The sequence below is a fragment of the Kushneria indalinina DSM 14324 genome (genome assembly GCF_003385845.1).
GTDB classification, from domain to species: Bacteria; Pseudomonadota; Gammaproteobacteria; order Pseudomonadales; family Halomonadaceae; genus Kushneria; species Kushneria indalinina.
The window spans coordinates 545,718-564,997 of sequence record NZ_QRDJ01000006.1; the positions used below are offsets into that span (position 1 = coordinate 545,718).

Below are 19,280 nucleotides of genomic sequence, written 5' to 3' on the forward strand. Positions count from 1 at the left end.
ATGACACAGTTACGTACCCTGACCTTCGACGCCATCATCATCGGTGGCGGCGGTTCCGGTCTGCGCGCAGCGCTGCAGCTGGCACAGTCCGGCAAACAGACGGCAGTGCTGTCGAAGGTCTTTCCCACCCGCTCCCATACCGTTTCCGCCCAGGGCGGTATCACCTGTGCCATCGGCAGTGCCGACCCGAACGATGACTGGCGCTGGCACATGTATGACACCGTCAAGGGTTCCGATTACATCGGTGATCAGGACGCTATCGAATATATGTGCAACGAAGGGCCCAAGGCCGTATTCGAGCTCGAGCACATGGGCCTTCCCTTTTCCCGCTTTGACAATGGGCGCATCTATCAGCGTCCCTTCGGCGGGCAGTCCAAGGACTACGGCAAGGGCGGCCAGGCAGCCAGAACCTGTGCGGCGGCAGACCGTACCGGGCATGCGCTGCTGCATACCCTTTATCAGAACAATCTGAAGAACAATACGGTCTTTCTCAACGAGTGGTATGCCGTTGATCTGGTACGCAACGCCAATAACGATGTGGTCGGCGTCATCGCGATCTGCATGGAAACCGGCGAGACCGTCATGATCAAGGCCAAGGCCACCGTACTGGCCACGGGCGGTGCCGGCCGCATTTATGCCTCCACTACCAATGCCCTGATTAATACCGGTGATGGTATTGGCATGGCCCTGCGGGCCGGCTTCCCGGTGCAGGACATCGAGATGTGGCAGTTCCACCCGACCGGCATTTACGGCGCCGGCACCCTGGTGACGGAGGGCTGTCGTGGCGAAGGCGGCTATCTGATCAACAAGGATGGCGAGCGGTTCATGGAGCGCTACGCGCCCAATGCCAAGGATCTGGCCGGTCGTGACGTGGTAGCACGCTCGATGGTGCTTGAAGTGCTGGAAGGGCGTGGCTGCGGCGAGAATGGCGATCACGTCATGCTCAAGCTGGATCACCTGGGTGAAGACGTTCTCATGAAGCGTCTGCCGGGGATCGTGGAGCTCTCTCGTACCTTTGCGCACGTTGATCCGGTCAAGGAGCCGATTCCGGTTGTTCCAACCTGTCACTACATGATGGGCGGTATCCCGACCAACGTGCACGGACAGGCGCTGACGGTCGACGCCGACGGCAACGATCAGGTCATCAACGGTCTCTTCGCCTGTGGTGAGGTGGCCTGTGTGTCCGTACACGGCAGTAACCGCCTGGGTGGTAACTCGCTGCTGGATCTGGTGGTTTTCGGCCGTGCCGCCGGCATGCACATCGAGGAGACCCTCAATCAGGGCATCGAGTACATGGAAGCCTCCCAGTCGGACATCGATGGTGCCATGGCACGTTTGAACCGCTGGAATGAATCGGGCAGTGGCGAGACGGTGCCCGAGCTCAAGCGCGACCTGCAGACCATCATGCAGAACAACTTCGGTGTTTTCCGCAAGGAAGACAACATGCAGGAAGGCGTGAAAAAACTCAAGGACCTGCGCGAGCGTATTGCCAATGCCTGGCTGCCTGACAAGTCAGACATGTTCAATACTGCCCGTATCGAGGCCCTGGAGCTGGACAACCTGATGGAAGTTGCCGAGGCGACCGCCATTGCGGCCCTTGAGCGACGCGAAAGTCGTGGTGCTCACTCGCGTGAGGACTACCCCGATCGTGACGATGAAAACTGGCTGAAACACTCGGTCTATCATCCGACGGACAAGACGCTGACCAAGCGTGATGTCAACTTCTCACCGAAGACCGTCGATACGTTCCAGCCCAAAATTCGTACCTATTGATGAGGGGATGACCCATATGTCGACATTACAGGTCTCCGTTTACCGCTATAACCCTGAAAGCGACGATGCGCCCTGGATGCAGGACTTCGAAGTCGATACTCAGGGACGCGATCTGATGGTGCTCAACGTACTGCAGATCATCAAGGAGCAGGACAGTTCGCTGGTGTATCGTGCCAGCTGCCGTGAAGGTGTATGCGGCTCTGACGGCATGAACATGAACGGCAAGAATGGTCTGTCATGCGTGACACCGCTGTCGGAAGTCGTCAAGGACAACCGGTTGGTACTGCGTCCCTTGCCGGGGCTGCCTGTCATTCGTGATTTGATCATCGACATGTCGCTCTTTTACAAGCAGTACGAGCGTATTCAGCCCTATCTGCAAAACGATGAGCGTCCGCCGTCCATTGAGCGTCTGCAGTCGCCGGAAGATCGTGACAAGCTCGACGGCCTCTATGAGTGCATTCTGTGCGCCTGCTGCTCGACGTCCTGTCCTTCCTTCTGGTGGAATCCTGACAAGTTTGTGGGGCCTGCCGGTCTGCTGCAGGCCTATCGTTTCCTGGCCGACTCTCGTGATACGCACACACAGGACCGTCTATCGGAACTGGATGATCCATTCAGCGTATTCCGGTGTCGCGGCATCATGAACTGTGTCAACGTTTGTCCCAAGGGGCTCAATCCGACTCGAGCCATTGGCAAGATCCGTGAAATGCTGGTGCGCAATACCGCGTGAACGTCGGTTTTTGCTTAATATGACAGGCCTTGCTTGTTATCATTGAAAGTCTGCCGTCGCCTTGCGGGGCGGCGGTAGTCTTTCGAGTCCGAGCTTTGACACTGGCCCGGTAGATCGGGTCAAAGATATACAGCGCGATTCGTGATTTACATCAAGGTGGTCGCACCCACTGCGATCACTGACCCCACCCCAGACCCAGGGTGATCGAGCGATGCAAGAAGGCATAATGGAGTTGATGTGGCGCACCTCGCACATGAGCGGGAGCAACGCCCATTACGTAGAAGAGCTTTACGAACAGTATCTTTCCGATTCTCAGTCTGTCCCTGATGAGTGGCGACAGTACTTTGACAGCCTCCCCGGCTATGATGGTGGCCCTTCCCGGGACGTTCCCCTTGCCCCGATTCGCGATCAGTTCTATCACCTCGCGCGTGAGCGTCGTTCACTGGCTCCGGTGGCGTCCGGTACCGCTGAAAACGAAGAAGTCAACCGCAAGCAGGTCCGTGTCCTTCAGCTGATCAACGCCTATCGGTTCAGGGGCCATCAAAAGGCCAACATTGATCCATTGGGGCTACGTGTTGCTGAAACCGTCCCCGACCTCGAGCTCTCCTTTCACCAGCTTTCCGATGCCGACATGGATACCGAGTTTCAGACCGGTTCCCTGTTCATTGGCAAGGACAGCGCCCCCCTGAAGGAAATCATGCAGGCACTGGAGCAGACCTATTGTCGCTCGATTGGCTGCGAGTTCATGCATATCGTCAATACCGAAGAAAAGCGCTGGCTTGAGCAGCGGTTTGAATCGGTACGCTCAAAACCCGATTACTCGGCAGACGTGCGCAAGCATGTGCTGGAGCGTCTGACGGCAGCAGAGGGTCTTGAAAACTACCTTGCCAGTCGGTATCCGGGCACCAAGCGCTTTGGTCTGGAAGGGGGTGAAAGCTTCATTCCCATGGTTGACGAGTTGATTCAGCGCTCGGGCAACTACGGGGTGCGTGAAGTTGTCATCGGCATGGCGCACCGCGGCCGTCTCAACCTGCTGGTCAATATCCTTGGCAAAAGCCCGAGTGAGCTGATCGACGAGTTCGATGGCAAGAAGATGATCGAACACGGCTCCGGGGATGTGAAGTACCACCAGGGCTTTAGTTCGAACGTCATGACCCCGGGTGGAGAGGTGCACCTGGCACTGGCCTTCAACCCATCGCACCTTGAAATTGTCACTCCGGTGGTTGAGGGCTCCGTGCGGGCGCGTCAGGACCGTCGTGAGGACAGCGAGGGCGATCAGGTGTTGCCGCTGGTCGTGCATGGCGATGCTGCCGTGGCGGGCCAGGGCGTCATCATGGAAACCTTCCAGATGTCGCAGCTGCGGGGATACAAGACAGGCGGCACGGTCCACATTGTCATTAACAACCAGGTCGGGTTTACGACCTCTCGTCGCGATGATGCGCGCTCGACCGAGTACTGCACCGATATCGCCAAGATGGTGCAGTCGCCCATCTTCCACGTGAACGGTGATGATCCCGACGCAGTGCTGCACGCCACGCAGGTCGCCATCGACTATCGCCAGCAGTTCAAGAAGGATGTGGTGATCGACCTCATCTGCTATCGCCGGCGCGGGCACAATGAAGCGGATGAGCCTTCCGGCACACAGCCGCTCATGTATCAGAAGATCAAGAGCCATGACAGCTCTCGTACGCTCTATGCCCGTCGTCTGGTCGAAGAGGGCGTGCTGGACGAAGATGAGGTGAAAGGCCTGATCGACGCCTATCGAGAAGATCTCGATAGCGGTAATCATGTTGCCAATGCGCTGGTACAGGAGCCCAACAGCAACCTCTTTGTTGACTGGACCCCTTACCTGGGGCACCGCTGGACCGGTGAATCCGATACGTCCTTCGATCTCAAGCGCATGCAGGAACTGGCGACCAAGATGTGTGACATCCCCGATGATGTCGACACGCAACGCCAGGTGGCCAAGGTGTACGAAGATCGTCGCAAGATGATCGCCGGCAGTCTGGGCATTAACTGGGGTTTTGCGGAGACCCTGGCCTACGCCACGCTGATCGATCAGGGCCATCCAGTCCGTCTGACAGGGCAGGACACCGGACGGGGTACCTTCTCTCATCGTCACGCCGTCGTGCATAACCAGAAGGACGGTTCGCTCTGGACACCGCTTTGTCGCCTCAAGCCCAATCAGCCGGACTTCATGATTTATGACTCCTTCCTGTCCGAGGAGGGGGCGATGGCCTTTGAGTACGGTTATGCCACGACCACGCCCAATGCCTTGATTGCCTGGGAGGCGCAGTTTGGTGACTTTGCCAACGGCGCTCAGGTGGTCATCGATCAGTTCATCTCATCCGGTGAAACCAAGTGGGGCCGTTTGTGCGGTCTGACCCTACTGCTGCCCCATGGCTACGAGGGGCAGGGCCCCGAGCACTCCTCGGCGCGTCTCGAACGCTTTTTGCAGCTGTGTGCCGAAGAGAATATGCAGGTCTGTGTACCGACCACACCGGCGCAGATTTTCCATCTGTTGCGACGTCAGGTTGTTCGCGGGCTGCGCAAGCCCCTGATCATCATGTCGCCCAAAAGCCTTCTGCGCCACAAGGATGCGACGTCCACACTGGAAGAGCTTTCCGATGGTCGCTTCCAGATGGTCATCCCCGATCAGGGCAGGCTGGAGGCCGAGCAGGTCAAGCGCGTGATCTTCTGTTCCGGGAAGGTCTATTACGACCTTGCCACATGGCGCGTCGAAAACGAGCGTTTTGATACGGCCATCATCCGTGTCGAGCAGCTCTATCCGTTCCCGGAAGAGTCGCTTTTGGCTGCCATCGAAAGCTACACCAACCTCGAGCGTGTGATCTGGTGTCAGGAAGAGCCCAAAAACCAGGGCGCCTGGTATCAAAGCCAGCACCACATGCGCAAGGTAGCCGATCAGGTAAACCCGGGACTTGGCGGCGAGCTTGGTTTTGCAGGCCGTGCCGAATCGGCAGCACCTGCAGCGGGATACATGGCAGTGCACAGTGAGCAGCAGCGATCGCTGGTGGACAAGGCGTTCAACGGTTGAGCGCCTGAAAGCTCAGGAACATGAGTGCCGCGATTGCCGGCTACCGAGTAGAGGATATTAAGGAATAATCATGGCAACAGACATCAAGGCGCCAAGCTTTCCCGAATCCGTCGCGGAAGGGACTGTAGCGACCTGGCACAAGAAGCCGGGCGACAGTGTCTCGCGTGACGAACTGATCGTCGAAATCGAAACCGACAAGGTGGTGCTTGAAGTCGTGGCACCCGCCGATGGCACGGTAGAAGAGATCACTGTTGAGGAGGGCGAAACCTGCCAGTCCGAACAGGTACTGGGTCGTCTGGGTGACGGCAGCCAGTCTGCGAAGCAGGACGAGGGTTCTGCCAATGCGAAAAACGAGGAAAAAGGCGGACAGGACAAGAAAGACAAGGCAGCCGAAAGCAAGGCTTCTTCCGACAAGCCTGCCGAGTCCTGCGAAAGCGGCGGCGACAAGCCGGCCACTTCCGGCACTTCGGTCGACGTCAAGGCGCCATCCTTCCCCGAGTCCGTTCAGGAAGGCACCGTTGCCAACTGGAACAAGAAAGTCGGTGATCCGGTCAAGCGCGATGAAGTGCTGGCAGAGATTGAAACCGACAAGGTGGTGCTGGAAGTGGTCGCCCCCTCTGACGGGGCCCTGACCGAAATTCTTGCCGACGAAGGCAGTCAGGTAACTTCCGAGCAGGTGCTGGCACGCTTTGGCGAGGGCGGTGGCGATGCTGCCGGCGCCTCTGCCGAATCCCGCGGCGACGACAGTCAGGCCGAATCGGGTGATGCCAATACCGAACAGGATGAAAAGGTCGGCGACAAGGTGCTGGCACCGGCGGCACGCAAGCTGGTGGCCGAGCACGATCTGGACGTCAACAGGATCGAGGGCACCGGCAAGGGGGGTCGCATCCTGAAGGAAGACGTACAGAAAGCGGTTGAGGCCGGCAGTGCCAAAAAGGGTGGCGGCGAAAAGAGCAGTGGCGAAAAACCGGCTGCCTCCAGTGGCCCGGGCGTTTCCAGAGAGGCGGCTGCACCGGCCACACAGGCCATTCAGGGTGATCGCCCCGAACAGCGCGTCCCGATGAGCCGTCTGCGTCAGACCATCGCCAAGCGGCTGGTTCAGGCTCAGCAGACCGCGGCCATGCTCACCACCTATAACGAGGTGGACATGAGCGCGGTCATGTCCCTGCGCAGCCAGTACAAGGACGATTTCCAGAAGGCGCATGATGTGAAGCTCGGCTTCATGGGCTTTTTCGTCAAGGCGGCAACCGAAGCACTCAAGCGCTTCCCGGATGTCAACGCCTCCATCGACGGGACCGATATCGTCTATCACGGCTATCAGGACATCGGCGTTGCCGTATCCACGCCGCGCGGTCTGGTGGTTCCGGTGCTGCGTGATACGGATGCCATGAAGCTTGCCGATGTTGAAAAGAATATCGGTGATTTCGGCAAGCGTGGCCGTGATGGCAAGCTCGGCATCGAAGACATGCAGGGCGGTACCTTTACCATTACCAATGGCGGTATCTTCGGCTCGCTGCTGTCAACGCCCATTCTCAATCCGCCGCAGACGGCGATACTGGGAATGCACAAGATCCAGGAGCGTCCGATGGCGGTCAACGGCCAGGTCGAGATTCGCCCGATGATGTATCTGGCGCTTTCCTACGACCACCGCATGATCGATGGCAAGGACGCGGTTCAGTTCCTCGTGGCCATCAAGAGCCTGCTTGAGGATCCTGCGCGTTTCCTGCTGGACGTTTGAGCTTGTTGATCCCGCCCGGTCCTGTACCGGGCGGATTGTTTTATTACGATCACCGGCTGCGCGCAGGGTGATCGATCATGAACCAAACAGGGATACACATGGCTGACAAATTTGATGTCATCGTGATCGGCGCTGGCCCCGGAGGCTATGTTGCCGCAATTCGTGCTGCCCAGCTGGGCATGAAAGTGGCCTGCGTTGAAAAGTGGGTCAACAAGAGTGGCAAGACCGTACATGGTGGCACCTGTCTGAACGTGGGTTGCATCCCCTCCAAGGCGCTGCTGGAAACGTCCCACAAGTATGTCGAAGCTCGCGATGAATACAGCGAGCTGGGTATCGAAGTCAGTGACGTTCAGATGGACGTCAAAAAGATGATGGCCCGCAAGGAAAAGACCGTTGCCAACCTGACCGGTGGCATCAGTGCGCTTTTCAAGGCCAACGGTGTGACCGCCCTTGAAGGTACGGGCAAGCTGCATCCGGGCAAGAAGATCGAAGTCACCGACCACGACGGCAACAGCGAGACGTATGAGGCCGAAAATGTGGTCATCGCCTCCGGCAGTGTGCCGGTCGAGATCCCGCCGGCACCGCTGACTGAAGGTCTGATTGTCGACTCTTCCGGTGCACTGGAATTTCAGGAAGTGCCCAAGCGTCTCGGCGTCATTGGTGCCGGTGTGATCGGCCTTGAGCTGGGCAGCGTGTGGAGTCGTCTGGGTAGTGACGTCACCGTCCTTGAGGCCATGGACAGCTTCCTGCCGGTGGTCGATGATCAGATCGCCAAGGAAACCAAAAAGCTTCTGGGCAAGCAGGGCCTTGATATTCGTCTGGGCGCCCGCGTTACCGGCACCGACATCAAGGACAACGAAGTTGTCGTGAAGTATACCGACAGCAACGGTGAACAGGAGCAGACGTTTGACAAGCTGATCGTCTGCGTCGGTCGTCGTCCCTATACCCAGAGCCTGCTGGCCGACGGTACCGGCGTTGAGCTGGACGAGCGCGGCTTTATTCAGGTCGATGACACCTGCCAGACCAATGCGCCGGGCGTGTTTGCCATCGGCGACGTGGTTCGCGGCCCGATGCTGGCGCACAAGGGTTCGGAAGAGGGCATGATGGTCGCTGACATCATCCATGGCGAAAAGGCCCAGATGAATTATGACGCCATTCCCAGCGTCATCTATACCGCCCCGGAAGTTGCCTGGGTCGGCATGAGTGAGCAGCAGGCGAAAAAAGAAGGTTTCGAGGTCAAGTCGGGCGTGTTCCCGTTCTCGGCCAGCGGCCGCGCCATGGCCAACAATGCCACTGAGGGTATGGCCAAGGTTGTCACCGACGCCAGCACCGACCGCATTCTGGGCGTCCATATTATCGGCCAGCACGCCGGTGAGCTGATTGCTCAGGGCGTGATTGCCATGGAGTTTGGCTCAAGCGCCGAAGATCTGGCACTGACCTGCTTTGCCCACCCGACACTGTCCGAGGCCGTTCATGAAGCGGCGCTGGCAGTGGAAGGCCACGCCATTCATATGGCGAACCGCAAAAAGCGTTAATGCACCGACATTGACGTTGAACCTCGCCCTGGCCGCGGCCAGGGTGAATCGGGATGAGATGACGGGCTTACTGCTGTCATCTCATTGATCGAGTCCAATGCAACCAATGGCATGAGACGATGAATCTTCACGAGTATCAGTCAAAACAGTTATTTGCTGATTATGGCCTGCCGGTCTCCAAGGGGTACGCGGTAGATACCCCCGAAGAAGCAGCCAAGGCATGCCAGAAAATTGGCGGGGACCGCTGGGTCGTCAAGGCACAGGTGCATGCCGGTGGTCGTGGCAAGGCAGGCGGTGTCAAGCTGGTAGAAAGCCCGGAGGCCGCCAGTGCCTTCGCCGAGCAGTGGCTGGGCAAGCAGCTCGTCACCTATCAGACAGATGAGAAGGGCCAGCCGGTCACGAAGATTCTGGTCGAAAACTGCACCGATATCGCCACCGAGCTGTATCTGGGTGCGGTCGTGGATCGTGGTTCACGTCGTATCGTGTTCATGGCCTCTACCGAAGGCGGCGTCGAGATCGAGAAGGTGGCTGAAGAGACACCGGAAAAGATTCTCAAGGCCGAGATCGATCCGCTGGTCGGCGCACAGCCCTACCAGGCGCGCGAGCTGGCATTCAAGCTGGGCCTGAACAAGGACCAGATCAAGCAGTTCACCAAAATCTTTTTGGGTCTGGCCAAGATGTTTGCCGACAAGGATTTTGCACTGCTGGAGATCAACCCGCTGGTCATCACTGAAAGCGGCGATCTGCACTGCCTGGACGCCAAGATCAACCTGGACAGCAACGCGCTGTATCGCCATCCCGATCTTGAAGAGATGCGTGACCCCAGTCAGGAAGATGAGCGCGAAGCCAATGCCCAGAAATGGGAGCTCAACTATGTAGCGCTTGATGGCAACATCGGCTGCATGGTCAACGGCGCAGGCCTTGCCATGGGCACGATGGACATCATCAAGCTCTCCGGCGGCCAGCCGGCCAACTTCCTTGATGTCGGCGGCGGCGCCACCAAGGAGCGCGTGGCCGAAGCGTTCAAGATCATCCTGTCCGATACTTCGGTGAAGGCCGTACTGGTCAACATCTTTGGCGGTATCGTGCGCTGCGACATGATCGCCGAAGGCATCATGGGCGCGGTAGAGCAGGTTGGCGTTAACGTGCCCGTGGTGGTTCGCCTTGAAGGCAACAATGCCGAGCTGGGCACGCAAAAGCTTGCCGAAAGCGGCCTCAACATCATTGCAGCAACCAGCCTGACCGATGCGGCGCAACAGGTGGTTAAAGCAGCGGAGGGCAAATAATGAGTATCCTGATTGACAAGAACACCAAGGTCATCTGCCAGGGATTTACCGGTGGTCAGGGCACGTTCCACTCGGAACAGGCCATGGAATACGGTACCAACATGGTCGGTGGTGTCACGCCGGGCAAGGGTGGTCAGACCCACCTTGGCCTGCCGGTGTTCAATACCGTCTCTGAAGCCGTCGAGCAGACCGGTGCTGAAGCGACCGTCATCTATGTGCCGGCTGCCTTTTGCAAGGACTCCATCCTTGAAGCCGCCAATGCCGGCATCAAGCTGATCATCTGCATCACTGAAGGCATCCCGACGCTGGATATGCTGGATGTGAAGGTCAAGTGTGATCAGCTGGGCGTTCGTCTGATCGGTCCCAACTGCCCGGGTGTCATCACACCGGGTCAGTCCAAGATCGGCATCATGCCCGGCCATATTCACAAGCCCGGCCGTGTGGGTATTGTCTCGCGTTCCGGCACGCTGACCTATGAAGCGGTCAAGCAGACCACCGATCACGGCTTTGGTCAGTCCACCTGTGTCGGCATCGGCGGTGACCCGATTCCGGGTTCCAACTTCATCGACATCCTTGAGATGTTCGAGAAGGATCCGTCGACTGAAGCCATCGTCATGATCGGTGAGATCGGCGGTACGGCTGAAGAGGAAGCGGCTCAATACATCAAGGAGCACGTGACCAAGCCGGTAGTCGCCTACATTGCAGGCGTGACCGCACCTCCAGGCAAGCGCATGGGCCATGCTGGCGCCATCATTGCCGGCGGCAAGGGCACTGCGGACGACAAGTTCCAGGCGCTTGAAGCGGCAGGCGTTCGTACCGTGCGTTCGCTGGCAGAAATCGGTGACAAGCTCAAGGAAGCGACCGGCTGGTAAGGTCGCCCACGAGCGAAAAGACAAAAAAGGGGGCCATCCGGCCCCCTTTTTTTGAGCGTTTTTCAGACTCGCCAATCAGATGTCCGAGGGCTTTTCGGCCTTGCGGCCCTCAAAGACCTTTTTCAGCAGCGGCCTGCCGGCCATCATCATGAAAACCGGTGCGCCTGCGATCAGATAAAAATAGTAGGTGACCGCGCGCCAGATCAGAATGGCTGCCGCTGCCGTGCTCTGTCCGACCATTGGCGCCAGCAGTGCCGATGACGACAGCTCGGCGCCCCCGGCGCCGCCCGGCAGCAGCGTCAGCTGACCGGCCGCCATGGACAGCATCTGCACCAGAAAGGTCCATGCCCAGTCCAGATGCTGACCCAGACCGTACAGCGTGACGAACAAAATGCTGTAGCGCACGATCCAGTGCACGATGCCCAATCCAAAGGCCAGTGCCAGCGCCGAGCGCGGCAGGCGCAGGGTTTCGGTGAAGGCCTTTTTGAAAAGCAGGATACGCCGAACCATTTTTTGCTGGAGTCGCGGGCTGACCTTCATTTTGCTCAACAGTCTGCCGGACACCACCAGAAAGCGGCGGTGGTAGCGACCCATCAATATCACGCCCAGCAGCGCCAGACACAAAAGGGTCATCGGCAGGACCAGCATCCAGCCCAGACGGGCATCAATGGAGCGGGTGATGACGTAGATCATCATGGCGATCATCGAGCACAAGAAAAACAGCAGATCGATAATCTGATCCACGGCAAAGATGGCCGTGGTCTGCGCCGGGCGTACGCCACGACGGGTCAAAAGGGCGATCAGCGTTAGAGGCCCGCCGCTGCCACCGGGCGTGGCACAGATGGCAAATTCCGTGGCCATGACCGTGCCGGTCGCGCGCATGAGCCCCATTTCACCGGCGCGTCCGGCCAGCAGGACCCTGAGCTTGGCGCCATTGAGCAGCCAGCACAGCAGGACCATGCCCAGCATCAGGGCGAAGATGCCTGGCGGAAAGCCGGGAAGCAGATGCAATAGATCACGTCCGCCCAGTAGCACGGGAATTGCCATGACGGCAAAAAGGCCTGCTACCAGCAGCCAGAGAGTTCTTTTCATGACGTTAACTGATCAGGGAGTGGTTCATATCCGGACAGGCATCAGCGCAGGGCGCCGAGCCATTCAGGATTACGACGTTGCCATGTTGCCCGGCGATGGGCTTGATTGACGATGCAGCCAGCTGATCTTGGTGGTCGGCTGATAGCCTTCATCAAGCAGGCGACGGATCGTTTCAATCCAGTAGCGTCGGGAAATGTCGTGGCGCATATCGACCGGATGCAGCCCCAGTCGAATCAGCGGCTCATGCTGATGACGTCGCCGCGCCCGCTCATTGACCAGCCATGACATGCCGCGACGCCAGCGACTGCGGGCACTCCAGACCAGTGACGGTGCCTTGATGGCCGTATAGTCCGGCAGCCGATAAAGGTGATCGGGATCGCTGGTATAGGTAAACCCCTGTGTGGCAAGCGCCCGGCGCGCCCCGTCACCCAGAAGCCAGGCAGGTGCCACAAAGCCATCCAGCGGCCAGTCCTGACGGCGAAAGAGTTCGGCGCCGCGCTCCAGCCGTTCAAGGGCTTCATCGTAGTCGATGGGGTAGAACTCGCCTTCATAGGTGTAGAGCCTGCGCATGAAATAATCGCGCGGCGTGCGTGGGGGGGGGGCATCATCACAGTGGTAGAAGCCGTGCAGGGCCAGTTCATCGCCTCGCGCCATGCGCTGATGCAAAAGGCGCAGCATGCCGGCATCCTCGAAGGTGTTGCTGCGATGATGGAAGTCCGGCACGACCAGCCAGGTCATGGGAACCTGTCCCATGCCATCGATCTGCTCGACAAAGGAGCGATAGTCGGGCCAGGTGGCAGGTGCAATATCATGCAATACCAGTGCAAATTCCCTGTCAGCCATGTTGTACGCTCGCCCTTGCCGTCGTGCTGATCCCCAGCAGCTCCTGATAATGATGCGTCACGCCCTGCACCACGATATTCCAGTCATGATGGCGCTCGACATGCGCGCGCGCCTTCTGGCCCATCTTTCTGGCGTCATTTTCAAACAGCGCCAGAATGCTTTGCATCATGTCCTCGCTGTCCAGCGGCTGACACAGCATGCCGCAACCTTCCGGCACATTTTCCGCCAGGGCCCCGGCCCGGGTCGCCACCACTGGTATACCGCAGGCCATGGCTTCCAGCACCACCAGACCGAAGGTTTCCTGAGTGCCGGCGTGCAGCAGGGCGTCGCTGCTGGCGAAATAGCGTGCGATCTCGGCGGTCGGGCAGAAATGGTTGATCACCGTGACGTTATCCGGCACCTGGGTCGGCATGGAGGAGCCGACCAGCAGCAGGTGATAGGGCTGATGCTCGCCAGTGGCAAGCTTTCGCATCGCTTCCAGCAGGACATGCAGATTCTTTTCCTGTGAGCCGCGTCCGGCAAAGACCAGCAGCCGGGTCTCCTCGGAAAGCCCCAGCTCGGTCTTGACGCTGGCATCGCGCAGGGAAGGGTGAAAGGTCTTCAGATCCACCCCCAGCGGCTGAACGCGCACATGCTCGATCCCGAGTCTTTCGAGCCGCTGCGCCATGACGTTGCTGGGCGCCAGCACCCGGTCATAATGCGCATAAAGCCGTTTGATGTAGGTATTGATCAGCGGACGCGACCAGTTGCCCAGTCGATTGCTGATCATGGTCGGGAGATCGGAGTGATAAAAGGCCACCAGCGGAATATCCAGCTCGCGTGCACTGGCAATGGCCGCCCAGCCGACCATGTAGGGATCGCCGGCCTCGACCAGATCCGGGCGAACGTCACGCAGCGCGCGACGCCACGGCCGCCGTGTCAGAGGAAAGCGATAGCCGTTGCTGAAGGGCAGAGGTGCGGCAGGCACATTGACCCGATGGTCATCCTCGTGATGCGTGTACGCCTCTCCCGGTACCAGCAGCGTGTGTCGAATATCGGCAGTCGCGTTCAAGCGACGACGTTTGGCATCGAGATAGGTACGCACGCCACCGCTGGATGGCGCATAAAACATGGTCATGTCGGCAATATGCACTACGCCGATACCTCCTCGAACCGCACGTATTTGATCAAACAAGCCACGCCCTGAAGGCGCAGGTTGTCAGCAGGCGCCCTAGTATAATGTGTCAATCTGATGACTGCCGCGGTAACGGGTAACAGACTGTAGCCCTGATGCAAAGGGTGACTGCCCGCCCCGATGGCCGGAGCGGGCAGATGGTTCAGGCAGGACGTGCAACCAGTGAGCGAGTCTCTTCACGCGCTTCGATCAGCACGACACTCAAGGCATCGCCCAGGCGATAACGCAACTCACCGCCAATGCTGATCAGACCTTCCTTGTCATCGATACTGACGGCATCGCGATCGGAATGCAGCATGGAGGCAGGGACAAAGGCCGAAGCACCGTTGGCCGGTAACCGAACACGCAGTCCACCGCGGCGGATATCAACGATTTCGCCTTCAAAAGGCGTCTCATTGGTGACGGCATCGGCCAGATAGCGGACATAGAGCCAGTCCTTGACGTCACGCTCGGCCATGCGGTTCAGGCGCCGACGCTCGCTGAGATGATCAGTCACCGAGACCTCGGCGGCCTTGTCATGCTCGGCGTCGCCGCGCAGAACCTGCTTGATCAGGCGATGGTTGATCATGTCGCCGTACTTGCGGATCGGCGAGGTCCAGGTGGCGTAGGCCGGCAGGCCCATGCCGAAATGCGGTCCCGGTTCGGTCTGCATGACGCTGTAGCCCTGGAAGCGGCGCAGGCGGGCATCCAGCCAGGCATCCTGGCGCTCATCGAGCTGGTGGCGCAGCGCGCGCCAGGACGCGATATCGTTGAACTGCTCCGGCGTGGCCTCGACCGACTGGCTGGCCAGGAAGGCCTGCGCCTGCTCGGCCTTCTCGGTCGCAATCCCCTGATGGACGTTAAAGATGCCGTGGCCGACATGTTCGCTGAGCAGGTTGGCGCAGCAGACGTTGGCCGCAATCATCGCCTCTTCTACCATGCGATGACCGATCCGGCGCTCTTCCGTGACGATATCCAGCACGTTGCCGGTCTCATCGAGCTTGAAAACATAATCGGGGCGGTCGGCAAAGACCAGCGCATGCTGCTGACGCCAGCTCTGACGCGCCTGCGTCAATCCGGCCAGCGCCTTGAGCTGGGCTTCACCGTTTTCAAACTCCGGCGTCCACGCGGGCGTTGTTCCTGCCTCAAGCGCCTCAAGATAATCGGAGACCTGCTCGTAGTTCAGACGCGCCTTTGAGCGCACGGTGGCGGCCTCAAAGTGGTGGCCACTGATCACGCCGTCACCATCCACTTCAAACGTGCACACCAGCGCCGGGCGGTCTTCATCCTGTTTGAGCGAGCACAGGTCATCGGCCAGCGGCTCGGGCAGCATGGTCACGTTCTGACCCGGCAGATAGACGGTGAAGGCACGCTGGCGCGCTTCCAGGTCGACCGTATCGCCCGGTTCGACATAGGCCGTGGGGTCGGCGATGGCCACCTTCATGCGGAAACGGCCGTTGTCCAGCGCCTCGACGCTGAGCGCGTCGTCCATGTCGGTTGTGGTGGCGTTGTCGATGGTAAAGAAGGGCACCTCGGTCAGATCACGACGCTCAAGACCTTCTTCACGCAGCGGCCAGCTGTCGCCGGCTTCCGGTGAGGCCTGCTCCAGCGCATGGCGCGCCAGTGTCACCCGCCAGGGGACAGAGGGATGCTCACCGGTCGCGATAATCTCGTCGACCTGAACAAAAAAGCCGCGATCGTTTTCACGCAGCGGATGACGCAGCAGGTGCGCCACGATCCAGTCGCCCTCATTGAGCGTGCTCTCCTCGATACTGCGGTGGGTGCGAGCACGCAGCGCCGTATTGATGGAGGGATGATCAGGAACGACAGACAGACGCCCATCACGCTTTTTGACGCGACCGATGAAGCGATTGAGTCCGGCTTCAATCAGGCTTTCCGGCTCGACACTCTTGCGTTCTTTCTCCTCGTTGAGCACGGCTTCGACACGGTCACCGTGTACGACCTGCTTCATGGCGGGGGGCGGCACGAAAAAGGACTGGCCGTCGTCGGTTTCCAAAAAACCGTAACCCTTGTCAGTGGCCTTGATTAAACCGGTCACACGGGGCGTTTTTTCACGGATATTTTGCTTGAGCTGGGCGAGCTGGCTGTTGTTCGAGAGCATCTCGTTAATCGGTTAGGGAATCGGGGGCCCACTATAAGGCCTCACACGAGCCGGTGAAAGAGGCACCCTTGCCACCGAGTCGTAGCAAGGGTGGGTGCATTATTCCAGCGCCTGTTCGATAGGGCGGTCGCCATCGAGCAAGACGATCTCGCCGGGCGCGGTCGTTTTACGCGCCAGCAGGGTCAAAAGCGCCGTGGCGACGTTGTCGCGCGAGACATCACCGGTGGCAGCCCTGGCCGGGTCAGTCTCGATGTGACCGCTGCCGGCCTCGTCGCTCAGCCGACCCGGGCGCAGGATGACATGCTCAAGGTTTGAACACTGCAAATAGGCATCAGCGGCGCGCTTGGCCACCAGATAAGGCTGTAGTTTCTCCGGCCCTTTCAAGGGGTCGGTATGCAGGGTGCTGACCATGAAAAACCGGCGGATGCCATGCTCCCGGGCCAGATCCACGGCGCGCATTGCACCGTTGAGATCCACCATCAGTGTCTGGTCCAGTCCGGTCGCAGCCCCCGAGCCTGCGGTAAAGACCACCTGATCGCAGCCTTCAAAAGCGTGTGTCATCTGGCCGGTCAGATCGCCCATGACCGTCTCGACCCCAATTGAGTCAAGGAACGCTTTCTGTTGCTCGTTGCGCGCCATGGCGCGTACCGGATGGCCCTTGCGGGCAGCCTGCTCGCACAGGCGACGACCAATCTTGCCGTTGGCGCCAATGATCAATGTGGTCATTACCAATACCTCTTGTCTGAAGGCCCTGTCTGAAGACGAGACCTTGCCTGAAGACAGGGCTAGCGCTGAAGATACGCCTGTATTGAGTTGGGGTGTCATGAACGGATATCAATCATGGCACCTTCGATGGCGCAGGCCATGCATGGGCAGACAGGGAAACGGGCGATGACACTTGAAGGCAACATACTGACCCCCGAAGGCTGGTTCAGGGGTGAGCTGACCATCAGACAGGGTCGGATCGCCGGTGTCAGCGGCACGCCGGTGAATCCCGAGGACAATGACGCGCCCCGGATCATTCCCGGGTTTATCGATCTGCACGTCCACGGCGGGGGCGGGGCGGATCTCATGGAAGGAGGGGATGCGCTGGCCACGCTTGCCAGCACGCATGCCCGCTTCGGTACCACCAGCCTTTTGGGCACCAGCATGACGGCTTCTCGCGAGGCGCTGATACACGCCTTTGGCGATGCCGGGCGCATTATGGCAACGCCCCCCGAGCGGGCGGCCGATATTCTGGGCATCCACCTTGAAGGCCCCTTTATCAACCCGGACATGCTGGGCGCCCAGCCGCCCTATGCCCGTCCGGGAACGCTTGAGGCGTTTGATGAGCTCGATGCTCTGGCCCCCATTCGGGTCATCACCATCGCGCCGGAAGTCGACGGGCACATGGCCCTGATCAAGACGTTGGCCGCACGGGGTGTTCGGGTGCAGATCGGGCACAGTGCTGCCATGCACGATCAGTGTGTCGAGGCTCTTCAGAGCGGCGCCCGGGGCTTTACCCATCTATACAACGCCATGAGCGGGCTGCACCACCGCGCCCCCGGCGTGGTGGGTGCGGCGCTGGCGCACGGCGACTACGCCGAACTGATCGGCGATCTGGTGCATGTGGAGGCCGGCGCGCTGCTGGCCGCGCGCCGTGCCATCCCGCATCTTTATGTGGTCACCGATGCCACGGCGGCGGCCGGCATGTTTGATGGCGAATATCGCCTGGGGGAACATCGCGTCTTCAAGCAGGGCGACAGCGTGCGCCTGGCCGATGGGGGACTTGCCGGCAGCGCTCTGACCATGGATGTGGCGCTGCGCAACCTGACGGGGCTCGGGCTGTCACTGGAAGAGGCCTCTCAGCGCCTGTCATTGTGGCCGGCCCGCTATCTAGGCGTGAATGATCGCGGAATACTGGCGCCGGGTTACCGGGCCGATATCGTGACCCTCTCGCCGCAGCTGGAAATCGAGCAGGTGTGGGTCGCCGGGCAGCCGGTGCTCGAATGATGCACACGATGATCCTTTTTTCTGACCCTGAGCCGGGAGAGCCGTCATGTCATTGATGCGTGATGAGGCGCTGAGCGCGCCACAACGAATTGCCGAGCAGTGGCGCGTCAATCGCGACACCATGGCGCAGCTGGGAGAGGTGCTGCGCCAGCGCTCCATTCACGGCGCCATGACCGTGGCGCGCGGCAGCTCCGATCATGCCGCCGGCTACTTTGCTCGCCTGATGATGCAGATGAGCGGCCGGCCCTGCGCGTCACTGCCGCTGTCGCTGTGTACCCTGGATAACACGGCCTGGCAGATTGATCACACGCTGGCGCTGGCGGTATCGCAGTCCGGTCGCAGCCCGGATCTGATCGAAGCGCAAAAGGCCCTGAAGAGCGGCGGCGCCCTGAGCCTTGCCATGGTCAATGCCACGGATTCGCCGCTGGCGCGGGGCGCCGATCACGTGATCGATCTGCAGGCCGGGGCAGAAACAAGCGTGGCCGCCACCAAAAGCTTTCTCGCCACGCTGTCGGCCAGCGCCTCGCTGATGGCGCACTGGCAGCGCGACCACGCCCTGCTTGAAGGACTTGAGGCGCTGCCCGAGGCGCTGGAACAGGCCTGCCGGCTTGATTGGGGCAAGGGCGTCGAGGCGCTGCGTGATGTTGATCGCCTTCTGGTCATCGGACGTGGCGCCGGTTTGCCCATCGCGCAGGAAGCAGCACTCAAGTTCAAGGAGACCTGCGTCATTCAGGCGGAAGCCTTCAGCGGCGCCGAGGTGCAGCACGGACCGATGGCGCTGGTAGGGCAGGACTATCCCGTACTGATCCTGGCGCCAGGGGGCAACGCCCAGCAGGGGCTGGTCGAGCTTGCCGACACCTTTCGCGCGCGTGGGGCGCGGGTACTGCTGGCGGCCGATGCCGCGGTGGCCTCACGCGATCTCACCATCGCCGATGCCCCCCATGAGGCGCTGGCGCCACTTTGTGCCATTCAGAGCTTTTATCTCATGAATGAGGCACTTTCCGTCGCGACAGGGCATGATCCCGACCGCCCCGAATTTCTCAACAAGGTCACGCAGACGCGCTGACAGCGCGCCTGTGTGATGACTCACAG

At 59.9% G+C, this 19,280-nt stretch carries 14 protein-coding genes; 9 read left to right on the top strand and 5 right to left on the bottom strand.

Features of this window, described 5'->3' with window-relative positions:
* The 7 genes from sdhA to sucD all read left to right on the top strand — a co-directional run bounded on the left by sdhA (window position 1) and on the right by sucD (window position 10,986).
* Complete coding sequence (sdhA, locus tag C8D72_RS02545; RefSeq protein ID WP_115852827.1) at window positions 1-1,773, top strand: succinate dehydrogenase flavoprotein subunit; 1,773 nt, start codon at window positions 1-3, stop codon at window positions 1,771-1,773.
* A 16-nt stretch (window positions 1,774-1,789) separates the two neighbouring features.
* Entirely contained in the window at window positions 1,790-2,500 is a 711-nt protein-coding gene (locus C8D72_RS02550; protein WP_115853583.1) for a succinate dehydrogenase iron-sulfur subunit, read from the top strand.
* Between the two features lie 211 nt (window positions 2,501-2,711).
* Window positions 2,712-5,555 carry a 2-oxoglutarate dehydrogenase E1 component gene (locus C8D72_RS02555; protein WP_115852828.1) on the top strand — a complete coding sequence of 948 codons (2,844 nt, stop codon included), beginning with the start codon at window positions 2,712-2,714 and terminating at the stop codon, window positions 5,553-5,555.
* Between the two features lie 70 nt (window positions 5,556-5,625).
* Window positions 5,626-7,293, top strand: a complete 1,668-nt coding sequence (gene odhB / locus C8D72_RS02560; protein WP_115852829.1) for a 2-oxoglutarate dehydrogenase complex dihydrolipoyllysine-residue succinyltransferase — start codon at window positions 5,626-5,628, stop codon at window positions 7,291-7,293.
* Window positions 7,294-7,391: 98 nt separating this feature from the next.
* Window positions 7,392-8,828, top strand: a complete 1,437-nt coding sequence (lpdA, locus tag C8D72_RS02565; RefSeq protein WP_115852830.1) for a dihydrolipoyl dehydrogenase — start codon at window positions 7,392-7,394, stop codon at window positions 8,826-8,828.
* Window positions 8,829-8,947: 119 nt separating this feature from the next.
* On the top strand, window positions 8,948-10,114 hold the full coding sequence (gene sucC, locus C8D72_RS02570; RefSeq protein ID WP_115852831.1) for an ADP-forming succinate--CoA ligase subunit beta: 1,167 nt from the start codon (window positions 8,948-8,950) through the stop codon (window positions 10,112-10,114).
* The gene (gene sucD, locus C8D72_RS02575) at window positions 10,114-10,986 is read left to right on the top strand and encodes a succinate--CoA ligase subunit alpha (RefSeq protein WP_115852832.1); all 873 of its coding nucleotides are present in this window, start codon (window positions 10,114-10,116) and stop codon (window positions 10,984-10,986) included. The genes sucC and sucD overlap by 1 nt, the downstream gene beginning before the upstream one ends.
* Window positions 10,987-11,061: 75 nt before the next feature.
* Here sucD and gpgF read toward each other — a convergent pair whose 3' ends face one another.
* The 5 genes from gpgF to C8D72_RS02600 all read right to left on the bottom strand — a co-directional run bounded on the left by gpgF (window position 11,062) and on the right by C8D72_RS02600 (window position 16,922).
* Window positions 11,062-12,078 carry a glucosaminyl phosphatidylglycerol flippase gene (gene gpgF / locus C8D72_RS02580; RefSeq protein ID WP_115852833.1) on the bottom strand — a complete coding sequence of 339 codons (1,017 nt, stop codon included), beginning with the start codon at window positions 12,076-12,078 and terminating at the stop codon, window positions 11,062-11,064.
* 69 nt (window positions 12,079-12,147) lie between these two features.
* Window positions 12,148-12,921 carry an N-acetylglucosaminyl phosphatidylglycerol deacetylase gene (gene gpgD, locus C8D72_RS02585; protein WP_115852834.1) on the bottom strand — a complete coding sequence of 258 codons (774 nt, stop codon included), beginning with the start codon at window positions 12,919-12,921 and terminating at the stop codon, window positions 12,148-12,150.
* Complete coding sequence (gene gpgS / locus C8D72_RS02590; protein ID WP_115852835.1) at window positions 12,914-14,053, bottom strand: N-acetylglucosaminyl phosphatidylglycerol synthase; 1,140 nt, start codon at window positions 14,051-14,053, stop codon at window positions 12,914-12,916. The genes gpgD and gpgS overlap by 8 nt, the downstream gene beginning before the upstream one ends.
* Window positions 14,054-14,237: 184 nt before the next feature.
* Window positions 14,238-16,196: an exoribonuclease II gene (locus tag C8D72_RS02595; RefSeq protein WP_115852836.1), complete on the bottom strand. Its 1,959-nt coding sequence runs from the start codon at window positions 16,194-16,196 to the stop codon at window positions 14,238-14,240.
* Window positions 16,197-16,295: 99 nt separating this feature from the next.
* Window positions 16,296-16,922 carry an SDR family oxidoreductase gene (locus C8D72_RS02600; RefSeq protein WP_115852837.1) on the bottom strand — a complete coding sequence of 209 codons (627 nt, stop codon included), beginning with the start codon at window positions 16,920-16,922 and terminating at the stop codon, window positions 16,296-16,298.
* A 114-nt stretch (window positions 16,923-17,036) separates the two neighbouring features.
* Here C8D72_RS02600 and nagA point away from each other — a divergent pair, with 114 nt between their 5' ends.
* Window positions 17,037-18,188, top strand: coding sequence for an N-acetylglucosamine-6-phosphate deacetylase (nagA, locus tag C8D72_RS02605; RefSeq protein ID WP_245955119.1), 1,152 nt, complete (start codon window positions 17,037-17,039; stop codon window positions 18,186-18,188).
* A gap of 46 nt (window positions 18,189-18,234) precedes the next feature.
* The gene (locus C8D72_RS02610) at window positions 18,235-19,254 is read left to right on the top strand and encodes an SIS domain-containing protein (RefSeq protein ID WP_211308747.1); all 1,020 of its coding nucleotides are present in this window, start codon (window positions 18,235-18,237) and stop codon (window positions 19,252-19,254) included.
* The last annotated feature ends 26 nt before the right edge of the window (window positions 19,255-19,280 follow it).